Source organism: Marinobacter shengliensis (genome assembly GCF_030297115.1).
GTDB lineage: Bacteria > Pseudomonadota > Gammaproteobacteria > Pseudomonadales > Oleiphilaceae > Marinobacter > Marinobacter shengliensis.
In genome coordinates, this window is record NZ_AP028062.1 from 3,286,046 (window position 1) to 3,306,358 (window position 20,313).

Consider the following 20,313-nt stretch of genomic DNA (forward strand, 5'->3'; position numbering starts at 1 on the left):
GACCAAACAACATGTTCAAGAAAGTCCTGATCGCCAACCGAGGCGAAATCGCCGTTCGCACCATTCGCACCCTGAAAGCCATGGGCATCGGCAGCGTGGCGGTTCACTCCCATGAAGACCGCCACAGCCTGCACGTCACCACCGCCGATGAAGCCGTGGCGCTGGTGGGCAAAGGCGCCAGCGAAACCTACCTGGACAAGGCCCAGATTCTGGCGGCGGCCAAGCAAACCGGCGCGGAAGCCATCATTCCCGGTTACGGCTTTTTGTCCGAGAACGCCGACTTCGCCGAAACCTGCGAGGCCGAAGGCATTGTGTTCATCGGCCCCACCCCGGAACAGATGCGCGAATTCGGCCTGAAACACCGGGCCCGGGAACTGGCAGAAGCCGCCGGCGTACCCCTGGCCCCGGGCAGCGGCCTGCTGGAAACCCTGGACGAAGCCCTGCAAACCGCCGAGCGCCTGGGCTACCCGGTAATGTTGAAAAGCACCGCCGGCGGTGGCGGCATCGGCCTGACACGCTGCAACAGCGAAAACGAACTGCGGGATGCCTTTGAAACCGTGCGCCGCCAGGGCCAGAGCTTTTTTAACGACAGCGGCGTGTTCCTGGAACGCTTCATCGCCCGGGCTCGCCATGTGGAAGTGCAGATGTTCGGCGATGGCCAGGGCAATGTGGTGGCCCTGGGCGAACGGGATTGCTCCCTGCAGCGGCGCAACCAGAAGGTGGTGGAGGAAACCCCGGCGCCGAACCTGCCGGCCGCTACTCGCCAGGCCATGCTGGATGCCGCCGTCTCCCTCGGGCAGTCGGTGAATTACCGCTCTGCCGGTACCGTGGAATACATTTACGACGCCGACCGGGACGAATTCTATTTCCTGGAAGTGAACACCCGCTTACAGGTTGAGCACCCGGTGACCGAGTCTGTCACCGGCCTGGACCTGATCGAATGGATGCTGAAAATCGCCGCCGGCGAAAGCCCGGATCTGGCCAGCTTCCAGCCGGAACTGAACGGCGCCTCCATGGAAGTGCGCATCTACGCGGAAGACCCGCTGAAAGATTTCCAGCCCTCCCCCGGTGAACTGACCGATGTGTACTGGCCGGAACACGGCGTGCGGGTGGATACCTGGGTGGAGAATGGCAGTGAGGTATCCGCCCACTACGACCCGATGATCGCCAAGCTGATTGTGCACGGCACCAACCGGGCCGACGCACTGGCCAAACTGCGCCAGGCGCTTGCGGAAACCCGGCTGATGGGCATCGCCACCAATCTGGATTACCTGCGCCAGGTGGTGGCCCAGCAAAGTTTTGAGGATGGTATTGTCTCCACCCGCGCGTTGGAGAGCTTTGAGTTCAAGCCCTCGGTGGCGGAGGTGCTGAAACCCGGCACCTACACCACGGTGCAGGATTACCCTGGCCGTGTGGGTTACTGGAACATCGGCGTACCGCCCAGTGGCCCGATGGACGACTACGCCTTCCGCATTGCCAACCGGATTGTCGGCAACCACAACGACGCCGCCGGCCTGGAGTCCACACTGATCGGCCCCAGCCTGAAATTCCACAAGGATTCCGTAGTAGCGCTGACCGGTGCTCTTACAGACGCGACCCTCGACGGCAAAACGGTGGAATTCTGGAAACCCATTACCGTCAAAGCCGGCCAGGTGCTGGCCGTGGGCAAAGCCATCAAAGGTTGCCGTACCTATCTGGCGGTACGCGGCGGTTTTGATGTGCCGGTGTACCTGGGCAGCCGCTCTACCTTCGCCCTGGGCCAGTTTGGCGGCCACGGCGGCCGCCCGCTGCGCCCCGGCGACATGCTCGGCATCAGCCAGCTGGAACTGCCAGCCTGCACCACCCCGGGGCCAACCCACGACCCCGCCCCGGCAGACCCGGACCTGATTCCGGATTACCCCAACCACTGGGAAATCGGCGTGCTCTATGGCCCCCACGGCGCCCCGGATTTCTTCTCGGAAAAATCCATCGAGAAGTTCTTCGAGCAGGATTGGGAAGTACACTACAACTCCAACCGCCTGGGCATCCGGCTGAATGGCCCGAAACCGGAATTCACCCGTGAAGACGGCGGCGAGGCGGGCCTGCACCCGTCCAACATCCACGACACCGAATACGCCATAGGCTCCATCAACTTTACCGGCGACATGCCCGTTATCCTCACCAAGGATGGCCCCAGCCTGGGCGGCTTTGTGTGCCCCGTGACCATCGCCAAAGCCGAGTTGTGGAAAGTCGGCCAGGTAAAACCCGGCGACACCATCCGCTTTGTGGCCATTGATAACGACACGGCGGTGCAACTGGCCGAACGCCAGGAACTGGCCATCAAGAGCCTGATGGCCCCGCCGGCGGTCACCCTGGTGGCGCCTGACCTGGCGCCATTGAACGGTTTGTCTGCCACCATCCTGGCGCACCTGGACGAAACCGACGGCCGCCCGGAAGTGACCTACCGCCAGGCCGGTGACCAGTACATCCTGCTGGAATACGGCGCCAACGTGCTGGACCTTGGCGCCCGTATGCGCATCCACGCCCTGATGGAAGCCATCGCCGATGTACAACCCAACGGCCTGCTGGAACTGTCCCCCGGTGTGCGCTCCCTGCAGCTGAGGTACGACGCCCGCCTGCTGTCCCAGGAAGCGCTGATGACCTACCTGCTGGACCTGGAAGCCACCCTGCCGCCCACGGATGAGCTGAAAGTGCGCAGCCGGGTCATCCACCTGCCCATGGCCTTCGAAGACAGCGCCACTCTGGAGGCGGTCGACAAATACCGCCAGTCGGTCCGCGACACCGCGCCCTGGCTACCCAACAACGTCGACTTCATGCAACGCATCAACGGCCTGCCCAGCCGGGACGACGTCAAAGACGTGCTCTTCTCCGCCCGCTACCTGGTACTGGGCCTGGGCGACGTCTACCTCGGCGCCCCCTGCGCCGTGCCCCTGGACCCACGCCACCGGTTGCTGACATCCAAATACAACCCGGCCCGCACCTACACCGCCGAAGGCACCGTAGGCATCGGCGGCATCTACATGTGCATCTACGGCATGGATTCCCCCGGCGGCTACCAGCTGGTGGGCCGAACCCTGCCGATCTGGAACAAATACCTGAAAAACAAACAGTTCGCCGAAGACGCCCCCTGGCTGTTACGGTTCTTTGATCAGGTATGCTACTACCCGGTCACCGAAGACGAACTGACCGAGATGCGCGACCAGTTCCGCGCCGGCAAGCTGGAAATCAAGATCGAAGAAGAAACCTTCGATCTGAAATCCCACCAGGCCTTCCTGGACGCCAACGAGAGTTCTATTGCCGAGTTCCGCAAACTGCAGCAGGCGGCTTATGCTAAAGAGGTGGCTTTGTGGAAGGAGAGCGAAGCCGAAGAACTCGACCGCCTGGCCAAGGCCCCACCAAAACCGGATACCTCTGACTTGGAGCGGTTTGGGGAGTTGGTGAGCGCGGAGATTGCCGGGAATATCTGGAAGTGCCTGGTGAAGCCGGGGGATACGGTGGCGGAGGGTGATCCGTTGGTGATCGTAGAGGCTATGAAGATGGAGTTCGAGGTAAATGCGACGCTGTCTGGCACCATCAGTGCCATGCATGTGGAGCCTGGGAAGTCTGTTACTCCCGGGGAGCCCCTGCTTAGCATCGAAGTTTGATTACGGTTGCTGGTTTCGGGGTTGGGAAATCGGCGCCTTTGGTGCTGGCCTGCTGTTTGGGTGATAGCGCCGCTGTGCGGGAACCCCTCCACAGACACGCCGTGAACCCATCCATGGGGGCTTGAGCGCAGCATCCATGCTGCGCACAGTCTGTGGAGGGGTTCCCGCACATCGGCTTGGTTGGCTCCGATGATTGCGGCATAAAAAACCGATTACGATTGCCTGAAACTCGATGTTGAATCACGTGCCAGCTCCACTTTCTCGGCAGACGCCTCTCGCAGGCATAGGGAGTTGGGCGTGGCTATCGGGGAGGCTGTTCAAAAGTGTGCGCAGCAGGGATGCTGCGCTCAAGCCCCCATGGATGGGTTCACGGCGTCTTTTGAACAGCCTCCCCGATAGCCGCGCCCAGAGCCGAACTCCAAATCAACAGGCCTCCCGCATCTCTAAAAGAGGGCAAACTCGAAAATGGCGACAAACACTAAAAGAAAGGCCTCCATGGCAGACAGGGTTTATGAAGCCCTGAAGGACGATATTTTTGAGTTCCGCCTGATTCCCGGGGACAAGTTCAGCGAGGGCGACGTGGGTGCCCGCCTGAATGCCAGCCGGACACCGGTGCGCGAGGCCCTGTACCGGTTGCAGCGGGAAGGCTACGTCGACGTCCTGTTTCGCAGCGGCTGGCAGGTTAAGCCCTTTGACTTTCAGCAGGTGGAAGAACTCTACGACTTGCGGATTACCGTCGAACGGGCCGCCATGCACAAAATATGCGCCCTGCCCGAGGAGCCACAAACCCTGCGCACCCTGATTGCCATCTGGAACCCCGACCACCCCTCCGAACGTGCCGTGGGCAGCACCGTGCGGGCACTGGACGAGAGCTTTCATTGCGACCTGGTGGCCGCGGCCGGCAATCGGGAGATGACCCGTATTCACCGGGAGATTACCGACCGCCTGCGGATTATCCGGCGGCTGGATTTCACCCGGGATGACCGGGTGGATGCCACCTATATAGAACACGCCCAGATTCTGGAAGCACTTCGCACCGGCCATGCCACCGATGCCGCCGACCGGCTGACCCGGCACATCCGTTCCAGCCAGAAAGCGGTGCGGGAAATCACCATGGAGAAGATAAAAGAGGCCGCCGACGCGCATCGCGGCGGGCAAGAAATTGCCCAGAAAAGCCCCGTGAAACAATGAACTTAGGTTCACCGGCAGGCTCACAGCGCTGTAGGAAATATCGCACACACCGACAGGCAGATGTCCGATTCTTAATGAACCGGCCAGGCGTAGAATGAGCATTGTCAGGGATGACAAGCCAGCACGGACGTTGGCTCAGGGATGGAAACTCCACGGAACCGGAGTTGCCCGATGGAACAGGGCTTACAGGGACGAACGCAAGGACGAAGTGCTCAGGATGATGCGCGCCTGATGGATCAGGCAGGGGTCAGCCACGGAATTTGGGGACTACACGGACTGTGGTCCCGTTCCGTGCACTTACACAGCCTACCGTTTTACCGTTTCTCTCATCGCTCCAGCCCATTACCCACACCCACGGTTTGTTACTCCTGACGTCTCATAACAACGTCTTTAAAAAGGAGTTCTCCGATGAAACACACAGGCATTCTGGCTACCCTCGTTCTGCTGTTCTCTCTGGCCACAGGCTTCGCCCACGCTGAACAGCCGGCTACCATTAACATCAATCAGGCGGACGTTGCCACGCTGGCCACCCTGAACGGCATTGGCGAAAGCAAGGCCGAGGCCATTGTGGCTTACCGCTCTGAAAACGGTCCGTTCCAGTCTGTGGAAGACCTGGCCAATGTGAAAGGCATCGGTGCTCGCACCGTTGAGCGCAATGCCGATCGGCTGTCTGCCGAGTAAGCGTTTAAGCCCTCCGGGCAGCCCTGGCTGCCCGTTCTTTCCCCTATAGCGCCAACTGCCAGCCACTGTTACCCTTTTCGGCTTTACATTCATTGCGTTGGCCACTTTCATGATTCATGGCGCTTTACTCATCGCGTTCGCGGCCCTGCTGTGGGGCACCACCGGCATTGTTGCCAAATTCCTGTTTACCGGCACCGAGCTGACCGGCCTTACGCTTGCGCTGTTGCGCCTGGTGGTTGCGTTGCCGTTTTTCTACCTGTTGATGCGGCGGGAACAGCAGCAGCTGGAATTACAGCATCCCGGCCAGAAGGTCGCCGGTAGCTCACTGCGTGGGCTCAGCGCCAAGGCCCTATTGCCATTAGCCGCAATGGGGTTGTTCCAGGCGTTCTATCAGGGCAGTTATCTGGTGGCGGTCGATCTGACCGGTGCCGGCATCGCCACGCTGATCGCCCTGTGCCTGCCGCCAGTTCTGGTGGCCATTCTGGCGGCACCCATGTTAGGCGAAAAACCCGGCCCGCTGACACTGGCGGCGGCCTTTGCGGCCATCCTCGGCACCGGCATGCTGGTGGCCAGTGATATGGACACCGCAGGCACCTTGCGGCTTGCGGGTATTCTGATGGCGTTGCTTGCCGCCGCCGTATACACCGGCTTTACCCTCACCAGTCGCTACAATTCCGCCGGCACGCCGGTGTTTACCACCGCCTTTATCTGTTTTCTGACCGCCGCCATTCTGCTATTGCCGATAGTGGCGCTTACCGGTGGCTTTGCCGGGCTCGCCAGCCTTGGGCTGTCGCACTGGTTGATGGTGCTGTACATCGGCGTGGTGCCAACCTGTATTGGCTACCTGTGTTTCTTCGCGGGGATGAAGACTACGCCTGCCACGCTTTCCAGCATTATCGTCACGCTGGAACCGTTGTTTGTGGCACTTCTGGCCTGGCTGATTCTGGGGGAGGTGCTAGGGCCCATCGGCATTACCGGGGCTCTGATACTGACCATTGCGGTTATTGTGGCTTCCCGTTACGGCAACGCTCCCGGCAACAGTCGCTCAGACTGACGCCGGGGCTTTGCCAAGCCAGCCTTACTTGCGCTGTTTCTCCAGCATGTTGGGCTGCAGGATTTCAATCCAGTAGCCGTCCGGGTCTTTGATAAAGGCCAGGCCTTTCATCTTGCCGTCGTCCGGCTTTTTCACGAACTCCACGCCCAGCTTTTCGAAACGTTCGCAGGCCGCGTACACATCTGGTACGGCCACACCAATGTGACCAAAGCCCTGGGGCTGGTCATTACCGTTGTGGTAGGCAAAGTCTGCGTCATCTTCTGTGCCCCAGTTGTGGGTCAGCTCCAGCATCGCTTCCCGGCCAAAGGTGAAGGTGGTGCGGTGGGCGTCGTCGTGTGGCACAAAGTTCGCCTGTTTATCATCCAGGTAGCCCAGGAAATACAGGGTGAACTTCATCTCCGGGAAGTCCAGTTTGCGCACCAGGCGCATGCCCATCACGCGGGTGTAGAAGTCCATGGAGCGCTCCGGCACTTTAATGCGCATCATGGTCTGGTTGAATACGTAACCTTCGGTCTCGGGAATCGGGGCGTCGTAAAGCCCCGGCGCCTGTTCGAAATGCTTGGGCATGTCGAGTGTCCTTATCGGATTGAGGGTTCAACCCATATACTTGTGTGCCCCCTTCCCGGATTTCAAGGGTAAAAAAAGACCCCGTGAACCAGAGACGCATTCACGGGGCTTTAAGGCCGGGTGTTACCCCGGCATTCTCCAGAGACACTCTGAAGGCGGTATCGCCCCGGCCGAGCCGGCCGGAGCTAATGAGAGGACCGTCAGGAAGTAAGCTGGTGTTCTTCGCCCTGGTAATAGGCTTCTACCCGAGGGTTCATCACCTTGCGCCAGAGGGGCGGGATGCAGGCCAGCACCACCATGGTGGCGTAACCGGCTGGCAACTGCGGCGCGATGTCGTGATGGCGCAGCACCTGGTAACGGCGCTTGGCGAAGGCATGGTGATCACTGTGGCGCTGCAGTTGGAACAGGAACACGTTGGTCAGGAAGTAATTGCTGTTCCAGCTGTGCTCGGGCGTGGTTCGCTCGTAGCGGCCGTTGTCCAGCTTGCGGCGATGCAGGCCGTAGTGTTCCAGATAGTTCACGATCTCCAGCAGGGTAAAGGCAATAAAGCTCTGGCCCAGGAAGAAGGCGGCGCCGAGCCAGCCGAACGCAACCGTGAAGGCCACCAGAGCCAGCAGGCTGATGCCGTACCACCAGATCAGCTCGTTGCGCCAGCTCACAGGTGCCTGCCCCTTGCGCTTCAGGCGCTCGGCTTCCAGTTTCCAGGCGTTCAAGAAGTTACGCACGTAGGCCTGAGGCAGGAAGTTGTACAGGGACTGGTTGTAGCGAGAGGATGAAGCATCCTCCGGCGTGGACACATGCACGTGATGGCCCCGCAGGTGCTCCACCTTGAAGCCCGCATAGCACACCAGTGACAACAAGAAGCCGCCCGCCCAGGGTTCCAGCTTGCCATCTTTGTGAATCAACTCATGGGCAACGTTGATGCCCAAACCACCCACAATACCGATGGACACCACCCAACCAACAGCGCCGGCCACACTGAACACGCCGGAGGCCAGGGTGATCATGCTCCAGACCAGCAAGGCTGCGTAGGCAGCCACCCAGCCCAGCGTGATGACTTTGTAAAATTTTTCCTGATTCAGCCGGGGCACGTCTTCCTGCTCATCCGGGTTCAGGGCGTCTTTGCCGAGCATCATATCCAGCAACGGAATGATGCCAAACACCACCACCGGCACACCCCAGGCAAACAGATTGATCAGGCCGGTGCTTTCCCCGGCCGCCAGCAGCAACGGCGGCAGCACCAGAGGAATCATGGCAATCAGGTAGCTGTATTTTTTCAGGGTAATCAGAACCCGACGGCGGCCAGCCTCGGTGTTCCAGGTAATCAGACGTGAGCTCATGGTAGCCCCCTTTTGTTGTCGAACCATGTATCGGGATGGAAATAATGGCCTTACTTTTTCTGCATTATTGTCCTACAATATATCAGTCGTCAAGCATTGTTCTGGTTATTTTTTGACAATTGTCACGAAACACCCGCCCAGCGCGGGCCTGAATCCATCCATCAAGAGGCTGTGATAAACTCATGCGCGTTCAACCATCTGCCGGCGTACTGCCCTCTTTGGCCAGCCGGATTGTTCAACCTGTTCAGAGAGCCCTTATGGATTTTCAGGTGCCCAACACCCTGGCGGAGCAGATAGCCAACTACCTGGCGGAACGCATCATGACCGGGCAGATCCGCCCCGGTGAACGTATTCAGGAAGCCACCCTGGCGAACGAACTCAAGGTCAGCCGGGCGTCAGTGAAAGAGGCGTTGTATACACTCGAACGCTGGCACCTGGTGGAAATCACCCCGCGCAAAGGCGCCTCTGCCACCAAACTGAACGCCGATTACGCTTCAGAGCTGTATGACGTGTACATGCACCTGCTGATGATGCTGGCCGCCCGCCTGTGTGAGCGTTGGCAGGAATCCGACAAGCCGATGATGCTGGACGCGGTGGCCCAGGTGGTGGACCAGGTAAAGCAACCAGCCGCCGACATTACCGCGGTGGTGGAGGCCAGTTTCGGGGTGATGGAGGCCTGCTGTAAGGTGGTGGACAACCCGTACCTGACGGAAGCCCTTTCCAACTTCAAACCCGCGGTCAGCCGCGCGTACTATCTCAGCGCGGAGCGGTATCGCCAGGGGCTGGCGCAAACCAGTCAGTTTTTCTCGGAACTTCCCCAGGCAGTCCTGGCCAGGGACGCTGACAAGGCCCAGGCGCTGATTCGCGGATTTGCCGAGCACCAGAAACAGCTGATTCGACAGGCCCTGAGCTGAGGCACTGATCATCTGCTGTTCAGGGTGTGATCAGTCTCACAGATCCTTCCAGGGCACCGGCATAAAGTAACAGTGTGTAACCATTAACCACCGCAGCCTTGGTCCTGCTGTCCCTGCGGCCCGTCAGAGTGCCCGTAGCCAAGCCTTCAGGCCTCTGAATAACAACAAGAATGTCTGAACGGAATCCGGGGCCATCATGTCTTTTCACAGGGTTTTTCGTCATCCATCACGCCTGGCAGGTGCCTGCCTGTCTGCTACTTTCCTGTCGCTTCCGGCACTGGCGGATTTCCGCCCGCTGGATGATGCCTCCATGGCCGCCGTTACCGGCCAGGCTGGCGTGTCCATCGAGCTGGAAACCAAACTGAGCATCGACCGGCTGACCTGGACCGATGAAGGCTCGCTCAGTGTTAACGGCCTGCGGCTGTCCGGCCACAACGACACGGTACTCGACAACCTGAAGCTGACCATCGACATCGCCGGTGAAGGCGAGGTGCTGGAACACGGCTTTTCCGAGATTGCCCGGCGCGCCAACGCGGGCCTGTTGGATACCAGCAATCCGGATGTAGCCGATGCTCTGGCGAAGTATTCCGTGGCCGGCAGCTTTGGCAAGCAGTTCAATAGCGGTGATTTGGTGATTCACCTGGGCGCCACCGACTACGGCGACCCGACCAGCCTGGACGACTACCTGAAAGCGATGGATTTTGAGCTGGCCATCGACAGCATCACCACCTCCGGCACGGATGGCAGCACCAACCTGTTCTCCGACATCAATCTGCAGGGCTACATCGGCCCTACCGATCTGGTGATTCGTAACGGCGGCAACTCTACCCGCACCCTGGCCAATGGCAATACCGTCTCAGGCTCCGAACTGCAGCTCGACACGCATTTTGAGGTGACCGACGGCAGCCTGAACTGGGACGCCGCAGACGTCATCCTTATTTTCAACTTCGCCGCTGTGGGCATTGAAGGCTTGCAAATACACAACCGCAGGGGTAACGATACCCTCGGTCATTTCGGCATGGCCCACGCCACCGCCAAATTGTCTCGCGGAACCGGTGCCACTTCTGGCAAGGAAGGCCTGTCGATCCATGAGGTGGAATTCCGGGCCGATATCGATATGCCGGTGTTCAAGGTGGGTGGCACCAGCATTGGCTCGGTGCAGTTCACGGATTTTGTCATCAGTGATACCACCATGATGGTGTACGGCCACTGACGGCTCCGCAATTACCCGGATGAACACTCTGCCCTGACTTGATCGGGCTATACTCACAGCACGTATAGTGGTGTAGTACCCGATCATCCAACGGCTGGAGAGTTTTAGTGACCGGTATTCCTGTTGGTATTAGCACTTGCCTGCTCGGCAAGGAAGTTCGCCACGACGGTGGCCACAAGCATTCCCGATACTGCACCCAGGTGTTGGCTAAGCATTTTGAGTTCCGCTCTATTTGCCCGGAACTGGAAGCCGGCCTGGGTGTTCCCCGCCCGGCCATTCACCTGCGCGAGCACGAAGACGGCCTGCACCTGGTGGAAAGCAAGGGCACCAAAGACCACACCGGAGGCATGCAGAACTTCATTGCCGAGGTGATGCCCTCGCTGGCGAACCTGCGTGGTTACATCCTGATGGCCAAATCCCCCAGTTGCGGCATGGAGCGCATCAAGATTCACAACGCGGAAGGTAATTTCATGCACCGGGATGGCCGTGGCATGTTTGCCGAGGCGCTGATGAAGGCCTACCCCTTGATGCCGGTGGAGGAAGAAGGCCGCCTGCACGATGACATGTTGCGGGAGAACTTCATTGAGCGCGTGTTCTCCTACGACGACTGGATGCAGAACGTGGCCGGCGACAAGCTGACCAAGCAGTCGCTGCTGGAGTTCCATCAGCGCCACAAGTTTACACTTCTGGCCCACTCTGAAAAAATCTACCGGCAGCTTGGCCCGATGCTGGCCGACCTGAAAGCCGAGCCGCTGGCGCAGATTGCGGATCGCTACATTCACGGCTTTATGGAAGCCATGACCCAGCGCGTAAGCCGGGGTTCTCACGTGAATGCCATGCAGCATCTGCTGGGCTACCTGAAAGACGGGATGGCAGCGGAAGAGAAAGCGGTGCTGCTGGAGCAGATTGAAGCTTACCGGCGCGGCGAGATTCCGCTGGTGGTGCCGATGACACTACTGCGACTGGCACAGCGTAAGGAGCCGGTGGATTATCTTCACACCCAGAAGTACCTCACACCCTACCCGGATGAGTTGGGACTTCGGAACAACGTCTGAGGTTCTGGATAACGAAAAAGGGGCAGATGATTTTACCATCTGCCCCTTTTTCGTTGGCTCCGGGAATCCGGAATCAGAAACCGTACAGCAGCGAGAGCGAGGTCTCGGTGTCGGTTTTGTCTGAGCCAACGGGCGCATCAGACACGTGCTTTACCCGGAAAGCCGCTTTCATGGAGAGGCTACCGACAATGTTACTCTGCAGCGAGGTCTCGGACTGGCTGATGGTGTTGTTCTCATCCAGGCCAATCTCGGTGCTCAGCTTCTGGCGAAACAGGGCAGTTTCAGACAACGCGTAATCGAACTGGCCAGCCAGGCGGGCGATGGCCTCTTCTTCCACATCCCGGCCATCGGGGTTTTCCTGCCGCAGCTTGTTGTAGCGATAACCGCCTCCCACTGAGAGGTCCAGGAAGGAACGATCCCCTGCCTGCCAAACACGGTTTCCATAACCGGTAGTGAGGGTGGATTCGAAGTCATAACCGGAGAACCGGTCGTCTTCATAGGAGCCACGCACAAACCAGTATTGTTTGTCGTCGAATTTGTAATCAGCTTCGAGGGCCGCCTTGTACTCTTCAGCGGTGGTCTGATCTTCCGTCTCTGTGTAACGGGAGCTGAACTCACCGGTGTTGCGCCAGGTTTGGGTCTCATGCTGCAATCCCAGGCGACCGTTTACCTTGGTTTCTTCGGTGTTGCCGGAGGTTACCAGCACACCGAGTTCTGCCTCGCCTGTCCAGTTGCCACTGTCCTGGGCCTGGGCCAGCGGGGCCAGTGCCATACATGCGACTGCCAGTGGTTTTCTGATACCCATGTTATCTCCTTGGTTGGGTTAGTTTTCAGTTGTTAACAACCTTACGAACTTTCTCCCCCTCCAGACTTTTGCGGGCCTGTTCTTCCCTTTCGGCCTTCTTGCGGGCCTTCCGCTCAGCAATAACGCGGGCGGCTTCACCACCCACGTGCGCTTCCCCGCGTTCCCGGGCCAGTTGCATCTGGCGCTCACGTTCCTTGAACCGGGCTTTTTGTTCTTCTGTCAGTGATTCAATGCACTGATGGCAGCTCACGCCCTGTTCGTATTCCGGGCGTTGTTTGTCTTCTTCGGTGATTGGCCGGCGGCAGGCGTGGCACTGGTCGTAATCGCCGCGTTCGAGGCTGTGGTTGACGGTTACCCGGTCGTCAAACACGAAGCACTCGCCCTGCCAAAGGCTCTGTTCCTGGGGCACCTCTTCCAGGTATTTCAGGATGCCGCCTTTGAGGTGGTATACCTCATCGAACCCCTGTTCTTTCAGGTACGCCGTGGATTTTTCACAGCGGATGCCGCCTGTGCAGAACATGGCGACTTTCTTGTGTTTGCTGGGGTCCAGGTTCTGTTTCACATACTCTGGAAATTCCCGGAAGGTGTCAGTGGCCGGATTGACGGCGTTTTTGAAGGTGCCAATCTCAACTTCGTACTGGTTGCGGGTGTCTACCAGCAGTACTTCGGGGTCTGAGATGAGGTCGTTCCAGGCTTTGGGGTCGACGTAGGTGCCAACCACCCGTTTGGGGTCGATGCCTTCAACGCCCATGGTGACGATTTCTTTTTTGAGTTTGACCTTGGTGCGCTTGAAGGGCTGGATGTCTACGAAGGATTCTTTGTAGTCCACGCCGTCGAATCGGTCATCGCTGGCGATCCAGGCTTTGATGGCGTCGATGCCCTGGCGGCTGCCGGCGATGGTGCCGTTGATGCCTTCCCGTGCCAGCAGCAGGGTGCCGTGGACGTCTTTTTCCAGCATGAGGTTCAGCAGGGGCTGGCGTAGGTCTTTGTAATCATTCAATACTGCGAACTTGTAGAGTGCGCAGACGACTATTTCGTTGCTCATGGTTTCTCCTGCGGGCCGGATCGTAAATCCGGAGCATGGTTTGATAATTGTCACGGGGGTTGGCCGTTTAGGGGGCAAAGTTTAACCAACTGGGGGTTGGGTGCAAGTTGGGGAAGCCCTTATCTTGGCACCCTGGAGCCCGCCGTTGGCCGGGGAAGGCCTCCCAAAAGACGCTGTGTATACATCCCTGTACGCTCCGCTCCGCCATCCATGGCTCCGCAGGCTTTTGGGAGACCTTCCCCGGCCAACGGCTAGCTTCTCAATTTGCCGTCAAGATGAGTCGGCTACAAGTGATTAGTTATCCGCTTTATTCAATTCACGTTCAACGACCGCCGACAACTGACCCCAGCCTGGTCTTGTTAACTGGATGTTGTCTACCATCACTGTTGGGGTGCTCATTACGCGCATCTGGGTGGCCACTTGCAGGCTTTGTTCTACCGCTTCTTTGTGGAGTTCGGTGGTCAGGCAGCGGCGGAAGCGGCGTTCTTCGAGGCCGAGGCCGTTTGCGTAGCGGGTGAAGGTGGCTACCGGGTCGTTGGAGCCGCTCCATTCGCTTTGTGCGTCGTAGAGTTTGTCGTGCATCTGCCAGTATTGGCCCTGGTCTCCGGCGCAGCGGGCGGCCTGGGCGGCGGGGACGGCGTTTTGGTGTTGGCGTAGGGGCAGGTCGAAGTAGACGAAGCGGACTTTGCCGGTGTCTACGTATTCCTGTTTCAGGCGTTTGCTGGCTGAGGCGAAGCTGGCGCAGGCGGGGCATTGGTAGTCGGCGAATTCGCGGACCACAACCGGGGCGTCTGCCGGGCCCACGGAAATGCCGTATTGGTCGAGGAAGGCCGGGAATTCTGATGCGTTGGGGGCGGCTACCGGTAGTGCCTCGGAGGTTGGTTTGGGTGGTTGGGTCAGGAAGTAGACGGCCACTGCGACAACGGCGATAACGGCAACAGAGATGCCGATGATGGCCGGTTTTTTGTTTCGGTGCTTACGCGGTGCGGGGGCGCCGGTTTGTTTGCGTCTTTTTGCTTCACCCATGGTGGGCTCCTTTTGTTTTGTCCTGTCACCCGTTGGAACGATTGTCCACTGCTCGTCGGGCAGGCTAAGATCCCCTATATCCTGAGAAAGTTCCAATAAAAATCAAGGACCAATCATGCCAATGCCCGTTCAGCTCAAAGATTCTCTGTCATTACCCCTGATTGCCGCGCCGATGTTTCTGATTTCTTCGCCCCGGCTGGCGCTGGCCTGCTGTAAGGCGGGCGTGGTGGGAAGTTTCCCGGCCCTGAACCAGCGCAGCAGTGAGGGGTTTGAGGAATGGCTGGTTCAGATGAATACGGAGCTGGCGCAATGGAAGCAGGCCCATCCGGACTCAGTTACCGCGCCCTATGCGGTCAATCTGGTGGTGCATCGCACCAATCCCCGCTGGCAGGCGGATCTGGAGCTATGTGTGAAACACCAGGTTCCGATGGTGATTACGTCACTGGGCGCGGCCAGCCAGGTGGTGGAGGCGGTGCACAGTTATGGTGGGCTGGTGTTCCATGATGTGACCAATCAGAAGCATGCCCGCAAGGCGGCGGAAGCCGGGGTGGATGGCATTATTGCCGTGAGTGCCGGGGCCGGCGGCCATGCCGGCACGGTGAATCCGTTTGTGTTGGTGCACGAGATTCGCGAGGTGTTTGACGGCACGATTCTGTTGGCGGGCGGGCTGTCTCATGGTGAAGACCTGCTCGCCGCGCAGGCCCTGGGGGCAGATTTGTCCTACATGGGTACCCGGTTTATCAATACCGAGGAATCCGAGGCGGAGGATGCCTATCGGAACATGATTATTGAGGCGGTGTCCGCTGATATTATTCACACCCCGGCGGTTTCCGGGGTTCCCGCCAGTTTTATGCGCCAGAGCCTGGAGGCAGCCGGTTTTGATATGGCGAAGCTGAATAAGGCCGGCGATGTGAATTACGGCGAGAAGCTCAAGCCCATGGACGACGAGGCCAAGGCCTGGAAAACCGTCTGGTCCGCTGGCCAGGGGGTGAGCCTGATTCACGACGTTCCGAGTGTTCAGGCGCTGGTAGACCGGCTGAAAGAGGAGTACCAGCAGGCACGTTCACGATTGGGCTGACAGGCTGGCGGCTTCCGCTTCGGCGAAGTTAAGCAGTTCCGGAAAGAACTGGAGAAACCGGGCTTCGAGCTGTTCATCGTTAGCCCGGATTTCTTCGATGATGCCGGCAAACTGATTGGCGAAGCGGATTCGACCGGCCACGCGATCCAGGGCATAGCCAATGTTTTCGAAGTCTTCGTAGGCGCCGAACCAGTCATGCTGAACCATCCGGCGGGTCACTTTGACCATGGTTGGCGGCATGACATCTTCGTGACTTGTCAGCTCCCGATACACGCCCCGCACAAACCGGTGATGATCAACGTCACTGAACCTCTGCCAGTGCCGCAGCAGGTAGTGATCATAAAGAATGTCCAGCGCCACACCGGCAAAGCGTCGGCGCTGGCTGGAGAACAGTTGCTTGCTGGCCCGCACTTCCGGATGCTGGTCAGTAAAGGCATCCACCGCCCGATGGTGGCGCACGCCCAGCAACACCGGCTCCGGCAACTCCGCCAGCCTAATACCTCGGCAGAAGTCACCAAGGATGCTGCCCACACGGGCCTCCGGGGAGTCCGGGGCGAGGAAGGTGTGGGCCAGGTGGTTCATTCTGAATGTCTACCATTTTGATCATTGAGCATGTTGCGGTCAGTCCACGGTGAACTCTGCGGGGCCTGTTCCGTATACCTTTGCATAAACACAGCAACCGAGCGACCAGTATGTTGGGATTTTTGAAAGGCGACCCGAAGAAGAAACTGCAAAAAGCGTATGAGGACAAACTGGCCAAGGCGCTGCACGCCCAACGTAACGGCGATTTGCGCAGCCACGGCACCTTGATGGAAGAAGCGGAAAAACTGTACGCGGAAATCCAGAGCCTTGAGCAGGGCAAGCGCTGACAGGTTGAACCGGACAGCGCTCGCCCGAATTACGACTTCCCTGAGTCTCCCAGCAACTGCCTGATCTGCTGATTGAGGCGCGCCACTTCCCGACGCCTGTCGTTGACCTCATCGATCAGATCAAGGGAAACCGCCAGGCCGGGCAGGTTGAGTTTTAGGTCTCGTTGCAACCTTAAGGCTTTCTGCAAACGGGCCAGGGCCGCCATATCAAACTGCCACTCGCGAGCCTCAGTGATGTCTTCTACCGGGCTTATGATGCCGTAATTTACCAGTTTGATGACAAACTCAGCGTGGCAGTCTCCCCGTTCACATACTTCACGCAGGGTGAAGGTATTACCGTTTTCGTCGGCCACTTCTACGGTCAGGATCTGGTCTTTGCGTGTCATACCCACCCCGCTCACACGTGCAACTTGCTGCGTGGATTAAAGTTCTTCTCTAGCTCCGCCAGCTTTTCATAAAGCGATTCAGCCTCAGCCGAGTGCTGCTCTGGCATGGCGACCTGCAACACCACAATCTGGTCACCCGGATGCTTGCCCGGGAAGCCCTTGCCTTTGAGCCGGAGTTTTCGGCCACTGGTGGAACCCTTTGGCACTTTCACGTTCACCTTGCCACCAATGGTTGGCACGGTAATGGTCGCACCCAACGCGGCTTCCCAGGGGGCCACTGGTACGGTGATCACCACATCAGTGCCTTCCACGGTAAAGTGCGGATGCGGCGCCAGTTCCACCTCGATAAACAGATCCCCATTGTCGCCGCCGCCCATACCCGGCGCGCCCTGCCCTTTCAGGCGGATATGCTGACCCTCGCGCATGCCAGCCGGTATCTTGACGTTAAGGGTCTTCCTGCGTGCGATGAGCCGGCCGTGGTCATCCGGCTCATGTACCGTAAACGACACCTGCTTTTCACAGCCATGGAAGGCTTCCTCCAGAAACAGCGCCAGGCGGGCATGCACATCTTCACCACGCATGGAACGGGCCTGCCGGAAACCACCGCTGTAACCTGCACCGGAAAATCCGCCAGCACGGCCACCGCCAAAGATCTCTTCAAAAAAGTCACTGAACTGCCGGGCATCGGCCTCGGTATAGCCGCCACCACCAAAGCCGGATGAGCTCTGCCAACCTGGAGGCGGCTGGAACGAGCCGTCGGCACGGGCGCCGTACTTGCGCAGTTGATCGTACTCGGCGCGTTTTTCGGGGTCTTTCAGAACTTCGTAGGCTTCCCCGACTTCCTTGAATTTGTCGCTGGCGTCCTCTTCCTTGCTGACATCCGGGTGATACTTTCGCGCCAGCTTGCGATAGGCCTTTTTGATGTCCTCGGGTGAGGCAGACTCACTCACCCCCAGGGCGGCGTAATAGTCTTTGAAGTCCATGGAACTCCTCACGTCTGATCAAAGGTAATGCTCTGATACTTAATAGTTGACGCTGGCGCGGAAAATACAAGGCGGGCGTGTTCCGGAATTGCGTTGGGTCAAAGCCAATATTGTCGCGCTCCCCCCAAGCTTTCGTGACACCGCTCACAACTACCGGACGCTGGCCGATTAGGACAATTTTTAACCAGCCACAGCATTTCAAAACCCCAGGCTTTCAGACCACTATTCATGCTGCAGTCCCAGTATTTGGAGTATCTATCCCTTACAAACGGAGTTGCACTATGAACAACAATCACAAAAAACCGATGTACCTGCCGGCTGCTGTTAACGCCAGCCTGACCAAAGCCGTGGCCGCCCTGTTAATGGCAGCCCTGTTCACCGGATGTAGCGAACTGGGTTACCTGTTGAGTAACGACAAGGTGACCGATGCCGACAACAATCAGGTTGTCTTTGTTGGTGATTCCATCTTTGCGTTGTCTGGCGAGATCCAGAACCAACTGGAAGCCAAGGCCGGTGAGACCTTCCGGCGCTACACCGTGTCTGGCGCCCAGTTGTCCGGCGAGCTGATCGCCCCGTCTATCCCCAATCAGTTCCGGCAAGCCGTAGCCGACAACCCGGACATCAAGACGATGGTGGGCGATGCTGGTGGTAACGATATCCTGATTCCGGCCATCGCGCTGAATTCCAATAACTGCAAAACCCCATGGTGGCGTTTTGGCCGACTGAGCAAGCAATGCCGGGACTTTATCGATGACATCTACGTGGAAGGCGTGGATTTTCTAAATGAAGTGGCCCAAGCCGGAGTACAAAATGGCGTTCTTCTGGGTTACTACTACACCAAGAACGGGCTGTTTCGCCTTAAAGATATGAAGGAGGCGGTCGACTACGGCAACGCCACTCTGGCACGAGCCTGCCGAAACTCGGTGCTTGACTGCACCTTTGTTGATCCGCGAAGCGTGATTAACGACAGCGACATCATCTTTGATGGTATTCACCCAGCCGACAGCGGCTCGAAGAAAATCGCCGATCTGATCTGGCCGAAACTGCAGCCGCTACTCTAAGCCCCGCAACCACTGGGCGGCCTCTTACCGGGGCCGCCCGACAACCTGAGGAACACCATGAGAGCTCAAAGCTGGATTGTACTCGCGGCGTTTACAGGGCTGACCATGGCCAGCGGGATGTATATTACCCAGGAAGCGGGCAAGTCCGACGCCCAAAAGCGCGCCAACGCCCTCGAGGCAAAGCAAACACAGGCCGTATCCGCGCCCGGCGAAACCAGCCGACAGGCTCCGGATCAGGTATTGGAACTGGCGGTGAAGTACCTGGAAATCTATGGCGAAAGCATCCATCAGCCGGCAACACAGGCCCGGCTGTATAACGAGCGGCGGGGGTTGATTGAGGCCGACACCCGTCATGGCGCTGCGCTATTCCGCGATGCCGTTGAGACAGCTTTTCCCGATACCGCCGCTCAGATTCTGACGCTGTTGGCAAACCTGGACCGTTATCACGAATGGCTGGATGACAACGAGCTTCGGTTACAGGCATTGCAGCCGCTGCAGCGCGACACTGAACTCTGGCAGCAACGCGAAGCATTGTTTGGTGCGCTGGCGAGCCAGATCTGGGGAGAAGAAGCCTCGTTTCTGGAAGAAAAATCCCAGCGGTTCCAGCAGGCAGTCTCCAATCTGGAGGAATCCGGGGAACTCCAGTTAACCGAACTTGCCCACCAACTGCACACCCGTGCCGAGGAAATCTACGGTAGCGACATGACCCGACAATTCGCCGGCTCCGGTGCGCTGGGCCATGCATTGTTCAGTCTGGACAGCGTGCAAAGCCATTTACACCAGTTACCACCGGATCAGCGGCAGCAAACCATTACCGATCTGCGCCGGCATTTCGGCTATCCAGAGGCCGCGTTGGAGCGAATGGCAAAACAAGACCAGCTTCGGGAAGAAAAATGGCAGAACGGAAACGCCTACATGGCGAAACGGCAGACGCTTTCCCAACGTCTGGCCGGTGAAGAACTGGAATCGGCACTCAACCACCTGCGGGAAGAACATTTTGGCATTGCAGCGCCCACCATTGCGCGGGAAGAGGAGGAGGGCTTCTATCGGTTTGAGCGGCCCCGGCGTTATGGCCTGAACTAGTCAAAGTCCACCCGGTCAAAGTACCGGTTTTCCTGCAAAGCGGTCATCGTCGACACGCCTTCCAGAACGATCCAGCGTTCCTGACCGTCAACCTGCATTAACAGGCACTCCTGCTTCCGGTCGTTGTACCCGGTGTCCCGTGGCATTCCTACCACCTCGCGACCGTCACCCCAGGCCAACGACACCGGTATCCTGTACAAGCAGGCGATTTCAAGGTAGTCCGACTGATGACAAGTGATCATATCCACACTCAGTTTCTATCCCGTCAGTCATTATGTTTCGTGTTCCATACTGAGTAGAATAGCCCTTTTTCAGAAC

The 20,313-nt window shown here is 58.5% G+C and carries 20 protein-coding genes; 11 read left to right on the forward strand and 9 right to left on the reverse strand.

Features of this window, described 5'->3' with window-relative positions:
* Positions 1-11 precede the first annotated feature (11 nt).
* The 4 genes from uca to QUE75_RS15120 all read left to right on the forward strand — a co-directional run bounded on the left by uca (position 12) and on the right by QUE75_RS15120 (position 6,570).
* A complete protein-coding gene (gene uca, locus QUE75_RS15105) occupies positions 12-3,644 on the forward strand; it encodes an urea carboxylase (RefSeq protein WP_286251400.1) in 3,633 nt (1,210 codons plus the stop codon).
* A 495-nt stretch (positions 3,645-4,139) separates the two neighbouring features.
* Positions 4,140-4,835, forward strand: a complete 696-nt coding sequence (locus QUE75_RS15110; RefSeq protein WP_286251401.1) for a GntR family transcriptional regulator — start codon at positions 4,140-4,142, stop codon at positions 4,833-4,835.
* A 408-nt stretch (positions 4,836-5,243) separates the two neighbouring features.
* Positions 5,244-5,516 (forward strand): ComEA family DNA-binding protein, encoded by a 273-nt coding sequence (locus QUE75_RS15115; protein ID WP_061332622.1) that lies wholly within the window; start codon positions 5,244-5,246, stop codon positions 5,514-5,516.
* Positions 5,517-5,625: 109 nt separating this feature from the next.
* Positions 5,626-6,570 (forward strand): DMT family transporter, encoded by a 945-nt coding sequence (locus tag QUE75_RS15120; protein WP_286251402.1) that lies wholly within the window; start codon positions 5,626-5,628, stop codon positions 6,568-6,570.
* Positions 6,571-6,594: 24 nt separating this feature from the next.
* On the opposite strand, the gene gloA is transcribed toward QUE75_RS15120, so the two are convergent.
* Positions 6,595-7,137 carry a lactoylglutathione lyase gene (gene gloA, locus QUE75_RS15125; protein WP_286251403.1) on the reverse strand — a complete coding sequence of 181 codons (543 nt, stop codon included), beginning with the start codon at positions 7,135-7,137 and terminating at the stop codon, positions 6,595-6,597.
* Positions 7,138-7,337: 200 nt separating this feature from the next.
* A complete protein-coding gene (locus tag QUE75_RS15130; protein ID WP_286251404.1) occupies positions 7,338-8,477 on the reverse strand; it encodes an alkane 1-monooxygenase in 1,140 nt (379 codons plus the stop codon).
* A gap of 257 nt (positions 8,478-8,734) precedes the next feature.
* Here QUE75_RS15130 and QUE75_RS15135 point away from each other — a divergent pair, with 257 nt between their 5' ends.
* The 3 genes from QUE75_RS15135 (at position 8,735) to QUE75_RS15145 (ending at position 11,659) form a co-directional block, all read left to right on the forward strand.
* Complete coding sequence (locus tag QUE75_RS15135; protein WP_072676502.1) at positions 8,735-9,391, forward strand: GntR family transcriptional regulator; 657 nt, start codon at positions 8,735-8,737, stop codon at positions 9,389-9,391.
* Positions 9,392-9,587: 196 nt separating this feature from the next.
* Positions 9,588-10,604 carry a DUF6160 family protein gene (locus QUE75_RS15140; protein ID WP_228263741.1) on the forward strand — a complete coding sequence of 339 codons (1,017 nt, stop codon included), beginning with the start codon at positions 9,588-9,590 and terminating at the stop codon, positions 10,602-10,604.
* A 107-nt stretch (positions 10,605-10,711) separates the two neighbouring features.
* Positions 10,712-11,659, forward strand: a complete 948-nt coding sequence (locus tag QUE75_RS15145; protein WP_286251405.1) for a YbgA family protein — start codon at positions 10,712-10,714, stop codon at positions 11,657-11,659.
* A 73-nt stretch (positions 11,660-11,732) separates the two neighbouring features.
* On the opposite strand, the gene QUE75_RS15150 is transcribed toward QUE75_RS15145, so the two are convergent.
* The 3 genes from QUE75_RS15150 to QUE75_RS15160 all read right to left on the reverse strand — a co-directional run bounded on the left by QUE75_RS15150 (position 11,733) and on the right by QUE75_RS15160 (position 14,535).
* Entirely contained in the window at positions 11,733-12,464 is a 732-nt protein-coding gene (locus QUE75_RS15150) for a DUF481 domain-containing protein (RefSeq protein ID WP_286251406.1), read from the reverse strand.
* Between the two features lie 25 nt (positions 12,465-12,489).
* Complete coding sequence (gene trhO, locus QUE75_RS15155; protein WP_286251407.1) at positions 12,490-13,509, reverse strand: oxygen-dependent tRNA uridine(34) hydroxylase TrhO; 1,020 nt, start codon at positions 13,507-13,509, stop codon at positions 12,490-12,492.
* A gap of 294 nt (positions 13,510-13,803) precedes the next feature.
* Complete coding sequence (locus QUE75_RS15160; RefSeq protein WP_286251408.1) at positions 13,804-14,535, reverse strand: DsbA family protein; 732 nt, start codon at positions 14,533-14,535, stop codon at positions 13,804-13,806.
* Between the two features lie 115 nt (positions 14,536-14,650).
* On the opposite strand from QUE75_RS15160, the gene QUE75_RS15165 reads away from it, so the two are divergent.
* Entirely contained in the window at positions 14,651-15,613 is a 963-nt protein-coding gene (locus QUE75_RS15165; RefSeq protein ID WP_286251409.1) for an NAD(P)H-dependent flavin oxidoreductase, read from the forward strand.
* On the opposite strand, the gene QUE75_RS15170 is transcribed toward QUE75_RS15165, so the two are convergent.
* Entirely contained in the window at positions 15,599-16,195 is a 597-nt protein-coding gene (locus QUE75_RS15170) for an acyl carrier protein phosphodiesterase (protein ID WP_286251410.1), read from the reverse strand. The two genes, QUE75_RS15165 and QUE75_RS15170, sit on opposite strands and share 15 nt — an antisense overlap.
* A gap of 110 nt (positions 16,196-16,305) precedes the next feature.
* Here QUE75_RS15170 and QUE75_RS15175 point away from each other — a divergent pair, with 110 nt between their 5' ends.
* On the forward strand, positions 16,306-16,482 hold the full coding sequence (locus QUE75_RS15175) for a DUF6435 family protein (RefSeq protein WP_286251411.1): 177 nt from the start codon (positions 16,306-16,308) through the stop codon (positions 16,480-16,482).
* A gap of 29 nt (positions 16,483-16,511) precedes the next feature.
* Here QUE75_RS15175 and QUE75_RS15180 read toward each other — a convergent pair whose 3' ends face one another.
* Together QUE75_RS15180 and QUE75_RS15185 are read right to left on the reverse strand one after the other, a co-directional pair.
* The gene (locus QUE75_RS15180) at positions 16,512-16,868 is read right to left on the reverse strand and encodes a chaperone modulator CbpM (protein ID WP_286251412.1); all 357 of its coding nucleotides are present in this window, start codon (positions 16,866-16,868) and stop codon (positions 16,512-16,514) included.
* A gap of 11 nt (positions 16,869-16,879) precedes the next feature.
* Positions 16,880-17,851 (reverse strand): DnaJ C-terminal domain-containing protein, encoded by a 972-nt coding sequence (locus QUE75_RS15185; RefSeq protein ID WP_286251413.1) that lies wholly within the window; start codon positions 17,849-17,851, stop codon positions 16,880-16,882.
* 281 nt (positions 17,852-18,132) lie between these two features.
* Here QUE75_RS15185 and QUE75_RS15190 point away from each other — a divergent pair, with 281 nt between their 5' ends.
* Together QUE75_RS15190 and QUE75_RS15195 are read left to right on the forward strand one after the other, a co-directional pair.
* Positions 18,133-18,912 carry an SGNH/GDSL hydrolase family protein gene (locus QUE75_RS15190; protein ID WP_286251415.1) on the forward strand — a complete coding sequence of 260 codons (780 nt, stop codon included), beginning with the start codon at positions 18,133-18,135 and terminating at the stop codon, positions 18,910-18,912.
* A gap of 57 nt (positions 18,913-18,969) precedes the next feature.
* Positions 18,970-19,995, forward strand: a complete 1,026-nt coding sequence (locus QUE75_RS15195) for a hypothetical protein (protein WP_286251416.1) — start codon at positions 18,970-18,972, stop codon at positions 19,993-19,995.
* Here QUE75_RS15195 and QUE75_RS15200 read toward each other — a convergent pair.
* Positions 19,992-20,237, reverse strand: coding sequence for a Rho-binding antiterminator (locus QUE75_RS15200; RefSeq protein ID WP_286251417.1), 246 nt, complete (start codon positions 20,235-20,237; stop codon positions 19,992-19,994). The two genes, QUE75_RS15195 and QUE75_RS15200, sit on opposite strands and share 4 nt — an antisense overlap.
* Positions 20,238-20,313: the final 76 nt, after the last annotated feature.